General features: G+C 50.5%; 11 protein-coding genes. 4 read left to right on the top strand and 7 right to left on the bottom strand.

Going from position 1 to position 13,589, the window contains the following annotated elements; genetic code table 11:
- Positions 1–73 precede the first annotated feature (73 nt).
- The 5 genes from ABEB26_RS19270 to ABEB26_RS19250 all read right to left on the bottom strand — a co-directional run bounded on the left by ABEB26_RS19270 (position 74) and on the right by ABEB26_RS19250 (position 5,132).
- On the bottom strand, positions 74–1,225 hold the full coding sequence (locus ABEB26_RS19270; protein ID WP_345723676.1) for an oxygenase MpaB family protein: 1,152 nt from the start codon (positions 1,223–1,225) through the stop codon (positions 74–76).
- Between the two features lie 68 nt (positions 1,226–1,293).
- Positions 1,294–2,565 (bottom strand): acyl-CoA dehydrogenase family protein, encoded by a 1,272-nt coding sequence (locus ABEB26_RS19265; protein ID WP_345723675.1) that lies wholly within the window; start codon positions 2,563–2,565, stop codon positions 1,294–1,296.
- Positions 2,566–2,722: 157 nt separating this feature from the next.
- Entirely contained in the window at positions 2,723–3,814 is a 1,092-nt protein-coding gene (locus ABEB26_RS19260; protein WP_345723674.1) for an acyl-CoA dehydrogenase family protein, read from the bottom strand.
- Positions 3,815–3,909: 95 nt separating this feature from the next.
- Complete coding sequence (locus ABEB26_RS19255) at positions 3,910–4,449, bottom strand: SCP2 sterol-binding domain-containing protein (protein WP_345723673.1); 540 nt, start codon at positions 4,447–4,449, stop codon at positions 3,910–3,912.
- A gap of 254 nt (positions 4,450–4,703) precedes the next feature.
- On the bottom strand, positions 4,704–5,132 hold the full coding sequence (locus tag ABEB26_RS19250; protein WP_012188517.1) for an OsmC family peroxiredoxin: 429 nt from the start codon (positions 5,130–5,132) through the stop codon (positions 4,704–4,706).
- A gap of 328 nt (positions 5,133–5,460) precedes the next feature.
- On the opposite strand from ABEB26_RS19250, the gene ABEB26_RS19245 reads away from it, so the two are divergent.
- From ABEB26_RS19245 to ABEB26_RS19235, 3 genes are all read left to right on the top strand, one after another.
- Positions 5,461–6,231 carry a TatD family hydrolase gene (locus ABEB26_RS19245; RefSeq protein ID WP_345723672.1) on the top strand — a complete coding sequence of 257 codons (771 nt, stop codon included), beginning with the start codon at positions 5,461–5,463 and terminating at the stop codon, positions 6,229–6,231.
- A gap of 86 nt (positions 6,232–6,317) precedes the next feature.
- The gene (locus tag ABEB26_RS19240; RefSeq protein WP_345723671.1) at positions 6,318–8,720 is read left to right on the top strand and encodes a transglutaminase TgpA family protein; all 2,403 of its coding nucleotides are present in this window, start codon (positions 6,318–6,320) and stop codon (positions 8,718–8,720) included.
- Between the two features lie 224 nt (positions 8,721–8,944).
- Entirely contained in the window at positions 8,945–9,331 is a 387-nt protein-coding gene (locus ABEB26_RS19235) for a response regulator (protein ID WP_345723670.1), read from the top strand.
- Between the two features lie 92 nt (positions 9,332–9,423).
- Here ABEB26_RS19235 and ABEB26_RS19230 read toward each other — a convergent pair whose 3' ends face one another.
- Positions 9,424–11,547 carry a reprolysin-like metallopeptidase gene (locus ABEB26_RS19230; protein ID WP_345723669.1) on the bottom strand — a complete coding sequence of 708 codons (2,124 nt, stop codon included), beginning with the start codon at positions 11,545–11,547 and terminating at the stop codon, positions 9,424–9,426.
- A 138-nt stretch (positions 11,548–11,685) separates the two neighbouring features.
- The gene (locus ABEB26_RS19225; RefSeq protein WP_345723667.1) at positions 11,686–11,997 is read right to left on the bottom strand and encodes a hypothetical protein; all 312 of its coding nucleotides are present in this window, start codon (positions 11,995–11,997) and stop codon (positions 11,686–11,688) included.
- Positions 11,998–12,275: 278 nt separating this feature from the next.
- Here ABEB26_RS19225 and ABEB26_RS19220 point away from each other — a divergent pair, with 278 nt between their 5' ends.
- A complete protein-coding gene (locus ABEB26_RS19220; RefSeq protein WP_345723666.1) occupies positions 12,276–13,580 on the top strand; it encodes an NAD(P)-binding domain-containing protein in 1,305 nt (434 codons plus the stop codon).
- Positions 13,581–13,589: the final 9 nt, after the last annotated feature.

Raw genomic sequence — 13,589 nt, 5'->3', positions numbered from 1 at the left:
TCCAGTTTGTAAAAAACATTCTGAAGCTATGACGATTGAGTAGCTTGCAATGTGACATGTAAGCTGTTCGATTTTAGCCATCTTTTTTGGGTTGATAGGCGGTTGGATTGGCATTGACCACACGTTCACGAAAATCGGCGGCAGTAGCTTGAATTTGGGCTTGCCAAGCGGTCGGGTTGCGGCGCAATTTACAACGTTGCCAACGATTTGCCAAAACGACCAACGGAACCAGCAAGCTAATCCATGATCGTTTGATACCTAGTTGCTGCGAAAGTTGGCGACCATGAAAATGATGGGTCAGCGCGGTTACCAAGGCAAACGAAAATTTGAACGAGCGCTTGATCAATGGTTGCACCAATTCACTGACGGCTTGGATCATGGCTGCGGTCAAGCGGCGTGAGTTGGCATTGGGCGGCTGCATGCTGCCATCAACCCATTCCAACAAGCGGGCCGCCGAGGCTTGATCAACCACATGGTGATAAATACTGGGGTCGATTCCTAGTAAATAGCCAATATAGCGCCAAAGATGATACAAATCGCTCAATTCAGCGGCTGTGAAATCGATACCAAAGCGAGCCAGTGCAGTAAATGGCACATAGGTAAAATCCAGCCAAGTGCGTACCATTTCAAGCTGATTAATTGGCAAGCCAGTTTTAGTTTGAGTCCAACCGCGTTTGAGCATAGCGTTGCGAATTTGGGCGTGTAACAAGCGTACCTGTAAACTATGCACATAGCCCAAGCCGCCGCGTTGGAGCTGCTGCGGAATAGCGATCGCCATGCCCCATGTGCCCGTTTCGATGATGCGCTTGGTTGCCATATGCTCAAGATCGCCAGTTTGTACCAAAAGATCGGCGATGGTTGGAGCGCTGTAGGTATGCACCAACGAACCTGGACCGAGCGCCAAGGTCAGCCAAAGCATGCCGATTGAGCAATAGGCTTGTGCGCCGCGCTCAAGCCGCGCAAGCTCAACCCAAGCGGGCAAGCTTTCGGCGGCAGCAACAAAGGCGCGAATTGCCGGAAAATCACCCTCAAGCTGAGCTAACCCTTCAACCAAGCCAGTTTGCAGCGCTTGGCGGGCAGGCCGCCCAAATTGAGCAAACTCAGCAATCACCGCATCGGCCAATGGATCGCCCTGATAGGTGGCTTGGACTAATTGTTCGAAGCTGGCTTGACCAAACGTTGCTTGAAGTTTGGAATGATTGATAACACTCTCAGGGGCTTGCATGAACGACCTCTTGGCTAAAAATCAAAAAAGCACGTACTGGCAAACCAGCACGTGCTCAATAGTAAAGCCTATTTTAATTCGCGTGACGAGAAGCCCAAAATCCGCCGAGCGATGATCAAGCGGTTGATTTGGCCAGTGCCTTCAAAAATGTCGTTGATCTTGGCATCGCGCATCCACTTTTCAGCTAAAAGTTCGCGAGTATAGCCTAATGGCCCCAAGAGTTCGACCGCTTTTTGAGTGATGACCGTCGCGGCTTCGCCAGCTTTGACTTTGCAGGCTGAGGCTTCGACCGTGTTGGCTTCGCCTGAATCCATCATCCATGCGGCTTTGAGCGTGAGCAACCACGCAGCTTTGTGTTGGGCTTCTAATTCCAATACATCACGTTCGATTGCGCTCATCTCATTAACTGGCACATCGTCGCGGATTGGGATGCCAGCAATGCTAAGTTGTTCGCGCAACAATTCCAAGGCGGCGCGGGCAATTCCCAAGGCTGAAGCAGCCACGGCTGGGCGGGTTGCATCAAAGGTTTTCATGGCACCCTTGAAGCCCTTGGGTGCGTCAGCACTGGCAGCAGTTGCCTCGGCCTTCGGAATTTCGGGGTTGCCTAGCACGTTATCAAATGGAATACGGCAATCGGTGAATACAACTGCGGCGGTATCGCTGGCGCGAATCCCCATTTTGTGCTCAAGTTTGGTCACTTGCATGCCTGGCGTGCCAGCTTCGACCACAAAGGCCTTCATGCCAGCGCGGCCAAGCTTGGGATCGACAGTGGCCCAAACCACCACTAAACCTTGCGATTCTTCGAGCGACAAACGTCCACCAGTACAATAGATCTTTTCGCCGTTTAAGATCCACGAATCGCCATCACGCACAGCGGTGGTACGAATCGCCGAAGTATCCGAGCCAGCTTGTGGTTCGGTCATCGCCATCGAACCCCAAACTGGAGTTTCGCTATCGCCAAAGCGAGCCAAGAAGCGATTTTTTTGGTCGCTCGTGCCAGCAGCGGCAACCGCAGCCCCGCCCAACGCGCCGCCTGGCGTGGTCAGATACATGCCTGCATCGCCCCACGAAAGCGCCTCGATCAAGTGCACCATGCGCACATTGCCAGTTTTGGGCTTTTTGGGTTTGTTGGGGTCGGTTGCAGTTTCGGGTTTATCGACAGCACCAAACATTGGATTTTGGCGCATAATTGGCCACATTGCATTGATATAATCCCATGGAATATCGTGTTCGTGCTCATCGAAATGGCGTGAAACAGGCCGCATCATTTGTTCAGCAACCATCTGCGCCATTTGGCGTTGGGTATCAATGCTTTCGGATAATTTAAAATCAATCGCCATGAGAACCCCCATGTATCAAATCAAAGGGCAAAAGTCAAAAGGCAAAAGATAGAAGGCGAAAATCAAAATACTCTAGTTTGCGAATAGTATATTTGGCTTTCCAACTTTTAGTTTTGGTTTAAAATTTTGACTTTTGACTTTTAATTTCTGCCTTTACTTAGACCATTGCCAAGCCGTCGAAGGTGCTGAAGCCGCGAGCGTTGCGCAGCCATAATTCGACTGGAAACTCGCGGATATAGCCGTGACCACCAAGAATTTGCAAGGCGCGGTCGCAAACCATCAAGACCGTTTTGTCGGCGTTGTGTTTGGCCATGAGCGCATCGCGGGTGACTTCTTGGTTATTATCGAGCTTCCAAGCGGCTTCCCAAACCATCAAGCGAGCGCCATCAATTTCGACCAGCATTTCGGCCAACATAAAAGCGATTGATTGGCGTTGGCCGATTGCTTCGCCAAACGTTTGGCGATTGCGAGCGTAATCGAGGGCGTATTCGTAGGCTCCACGGGCAACCCCAATCGCCAAAGCGGCTAAGGCTACTTGCGATCGTGCATACAAACGCCCGAAATCGATGCCTGCCTCACCACCAAGTTTGGCATCGGCGGCAACCTTCACGTTATCGAGAGTGATACGAGCAACTTCGAGTGCCCGTACACCCATCAATTTTTCACGTTCGCCAACGCTCAGGCCAACGGTTTTAGCGGGCACAATAAAGGCTTGGGTTTGGCCATTTTCCGCAGCGTAGATCAAGAAATGTTCGGCGCTGTTGGCCAGTGGTACATAGCTTTTGACCCCATTCAACACATAGCCATTGCCATCGCTGGTGGCTGTGGTTTGCAATTTGCGCGGGTTGAATTGCAAGCGGGGTTCGATCAAGGCTGAGGTGGCATTAACGAAGCTTTCTTCGCTAAATTGAGGCAATAAGGCTTCGCGTTGGGCTTCAGTGCCAGCCGCCAAAATCGCAAAGGCAAAGCTAGCAGGAGCGCTCAAAGCCAAAGCACTAGCCAAATCGCCCCATGCCAACTCTTCGAGTGCCAAAGCACCGGTTACCGCAGAAAATTCACCAAAACCGCCGTATTGCTCAGGAATCGACGAACCGACCAAGCCTAATTCCCAGCCTTTGCTCAGAATATCGGCGGGCAATTCACCATTTTCGTCGGCCTCGCGAAAAATCGAGCGCAGACGATCCTTGGCAAAACGTTTAAGCGTATCAACAATCAGGGCTTGTTCTTCAGATGGAGAGAAGGAAATCATCGTTGCTCCCTCAAAAGAAGTCCGAAGGATGAGGGATGAGGGATGAAACATCAGTTAATGTCATCCTTCATCCTTCATCCTTCATCCTTCATCAATTACATGAGTGTGCCGAGCTTCATGAGGAAATTCATGTCGCCTTTGAATTTGAGTTTGCCAGTCATAAAGGCCATTTGGCTATTGAGTTCGCCCTTGAGGATTTTGGCGTAATCTTCGGCCTTCATCATGAGGGTGACTTCAGGGGTATCAACGCTGTTGAAGGTGGTGGTTGAATAGGCGATGCTGCCATCGGCTTTGGTCAATTCAAGGTTGAATTTGCCCTTGAGATTTTGCAGTTTTTCCATGCGGCTAGCGCTCATTTTGGCTGGGCTAACCAAAGCATCTGCCGAGGCGGTTTCTTCGGTAATCACGCCGCGCCAAGTTGGCTCGTCGAGGATCACAGTTAATAATGGATTTTCAACCGTGCCATTGACTACTTCACCGCGACCAGCGCTATAGCTCACCGCGTAGGCCGTCCCATCAACTAAATACTGAATTGCATAGGTCGCATCTTCCAAGCCACCACTTTGGCTTGCCAATTGTTCCGGCAGGGCGGTCGCAATGTAATCACTAACAGTTATTGTGCTGAGGTCTGCCATCGAAGGTGCTCCTTTGCAATTGACGCAGATGAATGAATTGAATAAAGAGGGTTTTGTTTGCTTGATTTGAAGTATATCATTAGTTTATGACATACTGCGTCATGATTATAGCGAGGTTTTAACAATGCTGCAATGTTGCACCAAATTTCACAAGGGCTAGGGTTCGGCAAGGGTGAAATCTGAAGAATTTAAAATAGCAACCCCTTGAGCAATTGCTGATCAAGGGGATTCAACCTAAACCAAGTTGCTTGCTGTTATTTCAAGGTTGCATGTAATTCAATGGTTGGAACTGCTGCCAAGGCCTTTGAGATTGGGCAATTTACTTTGGCCTTTTCAGCAAATTCAGCAAATGCCGCAGCATCGATGTTTGGCACATCGGCTTCGGTGTGCAATTCGATTTTGGTGATGCTAAAACCTGCATCGCCGCGTTCGATATGAACCTTGGCAACCGTGTGAACGCTCTTTGGCTCGAAGCCACCGCGACCGAGATCGGCGGTTAATGCCATTGAAAAACAACCAGCGTGAGCGGCTGCAATCAATTCTTCGGGGTTGGTGCCAGTGCCATCTTCAAAGCGTGAAGGAAATGAGTAGCTGCCTTCCACTGCGCCACTGCCAGTTTTGACCGAGCCTGCGCCTTCGCGTAAAGAGCCAGTCCATGTTGCTTCAGCCGAACGTACTGCCATAGGAATCATCCTCCATAACTTAATCGTGGTTCTATGGTAACAGAATTTTGCTATTGTGTGCGATGTTTGGGTATAATCGTGTTTGGCTGTGTTACACCCAAATGTGTGGATGAGCAGGATCTTTTGTCCATACTCAGTAACCACATTTTGGATGAATTCACAATCGATGTATCCCCCAAATTGTCCTTTAGGGGGTGCAGGGGGATGAAAACACCCTGCCTTCCCCGCCTTGAGGCGGGGCGGAGGGGTGGTGATCACGGAAAATTAACCGATTGTTGAGCGTGCCACAACTCAATTATGAGAGAGCCTTAGCACCGTAGGAAGATCCATGTTAATTGATACCCACACTCATGTTCATAGCGATCAATTTAATGATGACCGAGCGGCAGTGTTTGAGCGTGCCCAAGCCGCTGGCGTAACTCGTATGATCAATATTGGCTACGATTTGGCTTCATCGCGTGCCAGCGTTGCCTTAGCCCAAAGCCAACCCATGGTGTGGGCCAGCGTGGGCATTCAGCCGCATTATGCTTTGAATACTGGCGATGCTGAATTAGCGCAAATTCGCCAGTTGCTGGCTGAGCCACGGGTGGTCGCCTTGGGCGAAATTGGGCTTGATTATTATCATGATCGTGCGCCCCACGATATTCAAGAGCAACTGTTTCGCCAACAACTAGCGATGGCCCGCGAACTGGATTTTCCGGTGGTCATCCACAGCCGCGATGCTGTCGCCGATACGCTGCGCATTTTGGATGCGTCGGCTCGAGGCCAAGCTGGGGTGATGCACTCGTTTAGTGGCGATTGGGCCTACGCCGAGGCTTGTTTGGATGTTGGGTTTTATCTTTCGTTCTCTGGGCCAGTGACCTTCAAAAAAGCTGTGGAGTTGCACGATGTGGTTCAGCGTGCGCCGCTTGATCGCATATTAATTGAAACTGATGCACCATATCTTACGCCGCACCCATATCGTGGCAAACGTAACGAGCCAAGCTATGTGGCTTATGTGGCCGAAGCAATTGCCCGTTTGCGCGATTTGAGCCTTAATGAAGTTGCGACGATTACCACCACCAATGCTGAACGCCTGTTTAAGCGGTTGATCGCCTAAGCCAATGCTCATCAACTGCTAACCCAGCAGTACCCAGAGCCATTTTAAAATATAAGTAGCCTGCCTGCTAGATTGAGGAATCCCCGATGTTGCAACGAATTCGCGCTTTTGTTCAACCAGGCTATGGGTTATTAACCTGGACGCTTGCCAGCCTGATGGCCTTGTTGGTGGTGACCAATGTGGTCGAATCGGAATGGGTCGAAGGGTTTGAACGCATGCGGATCGTAGCGCTTGGTGGCTTGATCGTAGCAGCCTTGTTTGCACGGTGGCAAGCTTTGCCCTCGTTCTTTGCCCATGTGCTAAGTTTCTTCATGGGTTTGGCATGGTCAATTCGCTTTTTACCGCTTGATGAACGGCTCGATAGCCAAGTTGATCGCTGGACGGATATGCTGATTCGGGGGATTGCAGCAATTCGAGCGGTTAAAACTGGTGAGCAAATTGAAGATTATTATCTCTTTTCGTTGGCAGGCTTGCTGCTAGCTTGGATTTTTGCCTATAGCACAATTTGGCTGTTGTTTCGTTGGAACTGGAATTGGCGTTTGGTGCTGCTGAATGGTAGCCTGTTGATGGCCAATTTGACCTATGCAATTCCCAAGCCAATTGCTTCGTTCTGGCTCTTTTTGCTGATTGCCCTGCTCTTTTTGGTCACGCAGACCTATGCGCAACGCCAAAATGGTTGGGATGCTGGCTTGCTTGAGCAACAAGAATGGCTTTCGTTGCGTTATTTGTGGGCGGGCATTTTGGCCTGTTTTAGTTTGGTGTTTATGGCGGCATTGATGCCAGCCAATATTACTAATGCCCAGTTGCGGATTTTTGGCGAAAATCTGAGCCGTCCGATCGATTTCTTCTTGCCCGATAATGGTGCAGAACGGGCCGATCGTGGGCCGCAAGGTGTGGGCAATGTCGTCGTGCCCAATGGCAGTGGCGCTAGTTTTTCCAACAATACGGTGCAACTTGGTGGGGCACGCTCGGCCACCAACGAAGTCGTACTCGAAGTCAAAGCACCTTCAGCCGAATATTGGCGCTCGAATGCTTGGGATTTATACACAGGCAAAGGTTGGCAAAACACCACTGGTGAGTTAGCTTGGCAGGTGCGCCGAACACCAACTCGCCGTGAAGCCTTGACTCCGATCAACCCCGAAGATACCCTAACCCAGCTTGATACAACTGGCCGCGTGCCATTTACCCAAACGATCAAATTGATGCAAACCCGTGGCGATCAGCAGTTGCCCGCCGCAACCTCGCCGCTGACTTGGAGTGTGCCAGTGCTGGTGCAGCACTCATTTATCGTTTCGGATACCGAAAATACTTTGCCCAACTTTGCCGATAGTGCGATCTACTTCAATCAAGGCCCAGCCAACCAAGGTTTTGAATACAGCGTGGTTTCGCTGATCAGCAATGTGGATAAGCAAAGTTTGCGTGGGGCATCAAGCGATTATCCGGCCTGGTTGCAGCGCTATGTTCAGTTGCCCGATACGCAATCGATGCGCAATATTGGTGGGCTATCACGCCAGTTGACGACTGCGGCAGGAGCCGAAACGGCTTATGATAAAGCGGTCGCAATCGAACGCTATTTACGCGAATTTCCCTATGATGATCAAATTCCTGCGCCGCCAGGTGATTCTGATCCGATCGAGAATTTCTTGTTCAACCTGCGGCGTGGCTATTGCGATTATTTTGCTGGCTCGATGGTGTTGATGTTGCGATCGCAAGGCATTCCGGCGCGTTGGGTACAAGGTTATGCCACAGGCGATTATGATGCTGATCGCCAAGTTTATATTGTGCGTGATACGATTGCCCATAGCTGGCCCGAAGTCTATTTTATGGGCTATGGCTGGATTCGTTTCGAGCCAACGCCAGCGGGCTATGTCACTGTACCAATTCGGCCTGATGGGCCACCCCAAGCTGAAGATAACAGCGAAAATCCCGATGATATTGGGCCAAATGCTGGGATTGTTGAGCCACCAACCACCAATTTTGATGCATTGCAAGATTTGCGTGAAAACTTCCAAACCACGCCAATTCCTACGGTTGAACCCCAAGCTTTGCCGGCTGAAGATGTAGCGGCGCAGGTTATCGAGCGCAGCCCATTCTGGCGTTGGCTGGCAATTATTTGTGCAGTGATTGGCTTAATTATTCTATTGCTATGGCTACTGTTTCAACGTGAATTTCGTGGTTTGCGACCTGCGGCGCGGGCCTATGGTTTTATTGGCTTATTGGCACGTTGGGCTGGCTTGGAGCAACGGCCTGAGCGCACGCCCCAAGAGTTTGCCAGCGATTTAGCCAAAGAAATGCCTGGTCAACGCCGAACCTTGCGTCGTTTGGCCGATGCCTATAGTGCTGAGCAATATGGTAGCCAAGTACGGCTCAACCCTGAGGAAATTGAAAATGATCGGGCTATGGTCAGCCGCACGCTTTGGCCGCGCTCGATCAGCCGTGGTTGGCGCTCGATTTTGCAACAAATCTTGCGCCCGCGCTGGCGACGCTAGCTGGCCCGAATCTTGCTTTATTCAATCTTGGCACAACCTGTAGCTGTGGTCGATCACTCGCGGGGGTGATCGACCACGGCATTCACTAGACATAGGATCACAATTTATTCACCTATATGGGTGTTGTGCCAGTACCTGCCGCACTATACAATAGTACCTATATGATACCAAAGTACTTGTATCAGTGTGTGTGGGGATGCTAGCAGAACAGTAGGAGGCCGACCGTGACCAAACGCATTTTAATTGCCGAAGATGATACAGCGATTGCTATGACCCTAATGATTGGTCTGCGAAGTATCCCTGATGTTGAGGTAATCCGGGCCTATCATGGTGAAGAAGCCTTGAATATATGGCTGCACGAGCCGTGCGATATTCTTTTGACTGATCATCATATGCGTGAAATGTCTGGTTTGGATCTGATCCGAGCGCTGCGTTCGCAAGGCGCAACCCAACCCATGCTGATGATTACTGCTTACGATAGCGTAAAATTGCAACGTGAAGCGCGTGAGGCTGGAGCAACTGAATTGATTGCCAAGCCCTTTTTTATTGATCAATTGATTGACAAAGTTTCTGAGAAATTGCTTGATGTCTCGGTGGTTAATCAGGCCTAAATGGCGGTTTAGCTAGCTCAACGTTCTATATCTCTGTGTGGAGGACACGGCCTACTTGAACTTTCAGGTAGGCCGTGTTCGGATTTTTAGGGTTACTTCATTGCCATTGGCAAGTAGACCATTGATGCACTTGGAGTAACTGTTACGCTTGGGGTAACCGTTGCGGTTGCCGTTGGTGTAAGCGTTGGAGTTGCCGTGGCATCGCTGGTTGGCGTGACCGTTGCGTTGCTGGCGGTTACCGTGAAGTTGGCGTTGCCAATATCAAAGAAGACATTCCCCGCACATTGCACTTTGATCCGACCAGTCGTGGTGGCAACGTTTGGTACGGTGATGCTTTCGCTGCCATCATTAGGCGTATTGCTCAGCACTGGGCTAAAGCTCGTACCACCATTGCTTGAGAACAAAATATTCACATTGCTACAGTTAATGGGGGTAGCGTTCGTATTCGCTACACTCCAAGTAACGCTTTGGCTGCTGAAGCCTGCCCACGTTACGGCGGTATTGGGTGCAGTTACTTGGAAGGGACCAGCAGTATTGACGGTCGTAACTCGCGCTGTATCCAAACCATAGCCACCACCACCAGCCCGGTTATCACGCACGGTCAGGCGGAAATTCATGGTGCGATTGCTTGTCGCCATCGATTCGCCAATTGTCGTCGAGTTGTTCAAAATATTGACCAAACGTGGGAAGCTGCGACTGGTCGAAGTGGTTGAATCGAAACTACGGAAAATTGGGCGATTGCCGTTATCGGTATTGGGTGGCGAGGCTGAGCCTAAATCGTATTGCTCCCAGTTGTAGGTCAGGCTATCACCGTTCACATCGTTGCCGCTGCCAGTTAATTCAAATGGCGTATTGGCAGGAATTGTGTAATCTGCGCCAGCATTGGCGGTTGGTGGCGTATTGCCAGTGGCCGCCGTGGTGCCACAGCTCGCGCCAGCACCAGTTGTGATAAAGGCGCTCATTTCTTCCAAGCTCTTCACATGGAAATAGGGATCGCTGTTGGGTTGCAGATTTTCCGAGCCACAAATCCCTGCATAGGCCATAATCGTTGAGCCACTGCCTGGTTCGTAGGCCGCTGGGCCTTCGCGATTGCCGCCACCACAGGCTTGAGTAGTGCCGTTGAAGGTGTGATTACCTGCAAATTGGTGGCCAATTTCGTGGGCGACATAATCAATGTCAAAAGGATCGCCAACTGGAGCTGGTGAACCAGTCACACCTTCGGCTTTGACACTAGCGACACAAACTGAGCCAAGTGCCGCAACCCCACCGCCACCAGTGCTGAAAACGTGACCAATATCATAATTGGCACTGCCAATCACGCTGGTGAGGTTGGATTGATTTTCACCCAACATCTCAAAACCATCGTCGTTGGTGTAGGGGTCGGTGCCGCCATTGGTATAGACAATTAAGTTATTGTTGGCAACCAACACCATGCGTACCGAGATATCGCGTTCGTAAACGGTGTTAACGCGGTTGACGCTGGTGACGATTGCCGCCATTGCTCCATTGACCGTGCCACCATGAAAACTGGTGTATTCGCCGGTGGCAGCCATTGCGAGGCGATAGGTGCGCAAGGTTTCGCCAATGCTATAACGCTCAGGGAATGGATTGGTGATTGGAGTTTCACCAACATAATCAATCTTGCCTTTGCTGGCGAGTTTGGCGGGGTCGGCCACAAAATTACGGCTATCATACACAATATAATTGCCCGTATCGTTGCGGCTGTAGGGGTCGATAAAATAGCGTCCTTCTGGAGCCAAAATCAAGCCATGAAAGCCGCTTGGCGTAAGATCAAGCCGCGCGACCATTTCGGGGTCGTCGTAGCCTTGGGCTAAGTAGGTGCGCAATTCAGGGAACTTTGCTGCCAGCGCAGGCTCCATAATTGGCGATTCGACCACCCGAAATTGGCGAAATTGGCCACTTGGCAGCGGTAAGCTCAGTAAAAATGCTGATTGTTGCACGCCCACCGCGCTTTCCAAGGGCGCTTGATCAAGGCGCTGGCTCAAGCCTGCTAGATCAAGGCTGACCGTGCGATAGACCAACGGCACAATCTCGCGCTGGCCTTTTGGCTGAATCCGTTGTTCAGCAACATCTTGCCACAACCCATCTGATGATGAGGCCGCGCTGGATGGTGTGAGGCTACTGGCCGCAAACACACTCAGCAAGGCGATAGCGAGTGCTAACCCGATGGCGATCAACGAACGTTTGGTTTGCATAATCCATCCTTTTCCGCTAAACACAGCGTAGCTCATTATAGCGGCTGTGGGAGGCAAGTGGAAGGTGATGCCGATCACCCGTTCGTTTGGTGATCGCCTATATCGGTATCTTGGTAATGCTACGGCGGATTGGGAGAATTACGAAGTTTGCTCTAACTCATGGCGATATTTAGCTAAAGTTGGGCGAATCGCCGCGATAATTAATTGACTGCTGATCAATCCAGCAATCCCGCCTACTGTTCCACCGATGAGGATTCCAACCAACATACTTGCAGCCGATGGAATTAGCATACTCGCGCCGAAGATGGTCAGAAATAACAAACCGTATCCTAGCCAAACTAATTTGTTTTTCGCATTTTCTTTGAGCGCCCGTCGCCATAAGATACGTTGTTGAGCCTTGGGATAGCCGCGTAGCTCTGGGATTGAGTTCATTGACAAATAGATGTTCATCGATTCTCTCCTTAAAATGGTGGTGCTGTTAGTATAGCCAACGCTTTGCGATGTGGCAATTACAACTTTGATCGAAATTGGCTCAATTTTTATATTGATTTTTTTCAATCTCTATGTTATGCTCTGCAACAATCAATTCGTGCACGTTAGTCACCACAGGGCTAGCGTATTTTTAGCCACGTTCAATCGAAAATTTTCAATCTATCCATCGGCCTGATGGATTTTCTTTCACATTTTATATTGAAAATTTTCAATATATTGTTTATAGGAGGCTTTGAATGGATTTTGCGCAATTACCAGTGGCGGTGATCGGCTCGGGGCCGGTTGGTTTGGCAGCGGCAGCCCATTTGTTGGCGCGTAACGAAACTCCGATCATTTTCGAAGCTGGCGCACGGGTCGCCGATTCGGTGCAACGCTGGGGCCATGTGCGCTTATTTTCGGCTTGGGAATTTAATATCGATCCTTTGGCGGAGCAGCTTTTGGTTGGTGCAGGCTGGCAAGCTCCTCATTTAGCCGAATTTCCAACTGGCGCAGAATTGGTACGCGATTATTTGCAGCCTTTAGCACAATTGCCCCAAATACAGCCCCATTTAAAGCTCAACAGCAAAGTCGTGGCAGTTACCCGTTTGGGCTTGGATAAATTAAAGAATGCTGGCCGTGCAACCACGCCATTTGTGCTGACGATTGAAACTGCTGGTACAACCCATCAAGTCTATGCCAAAGCGGTGATTGATGCTTCGGGAACCTATCGTAGCCCCAATCCATTGGGTGCGGCAGGCGTGTCAGCTTTGGGCGAAACGGCAGCCAGCGGTCAAATTTACTATGGCATTCCCGCTGTGTTGGGCAACGATCGCGCTCGCTATGCCAATCGCTCGGTGGCGGTCGTCGGTAGCGGCCATTCAGCCTTTAATGCCTTGCTTGATTTAGCCGAATTGGCCGAGCAAGCTCCTGAAACCATCGTTACTTGGATTATGCGACGTGGACAGGTCGATGCAGCGTTATATGGCGGCGGAGCTAACGATCAATTGGTGCAACGAGGGCTTTTGGGTGGTCGGGTTGAGCAATTAGTGGCAAGTGGGCGCTTTAATCTGGTTACAGGCTTTCGCATCGATCGCATTACTCAAATCAATGGCAAACTCGATTTGCATGCTGGCCAGCAACAATTAACAGGCTTTGATCAAGTGATTGCAACCACAGGTTTTCGCCCAGATTTAAGCATACTCAGCGAAATTCGGTTAGATCTCGATACGGCGGTCGAAAGCCCGCGCGTTTTGGCTGCCTTGATTGATCCAAATGAGCATAGTTGTGGCACGGTGCGCCCACATGGTGCTGAAGAATTGCAGCAGCCCGAGCCAAATTTCTATATTGTGGGCATGAAAAGCTATGGGCGTGCCCCGACCTTTCTTATGCGCACAGGCTACGAGCAAGTACGCTCGGTCGTGGCAGCACTAGTTGGCGATTGGCAAGCGGCGCGTGAAGTGCGGTTGGTGCTACCAGAAACTGGGGTCTGCAAAACCCAGTTTGGCGGTGAGGCTTGTTGTGGCACAACTCCAACCCGTAGCGAGATTCTTTTGCAGTTGTAGCATGACCGT

This window comes from Herpetosiphon gulosus (genome assembly GCF_039545135.1).
Taxonomy (GTDB): domain Bacteria; phylum Chloroflexota; class Chloroflexia; order Chloroflexales; family Herpetosiphonaceae; genus Herpetosiphon; species Herpetosiphon gulosus.
This window is presented reverse-complemented; position numbering and strand designations above follow the sequence as displayed.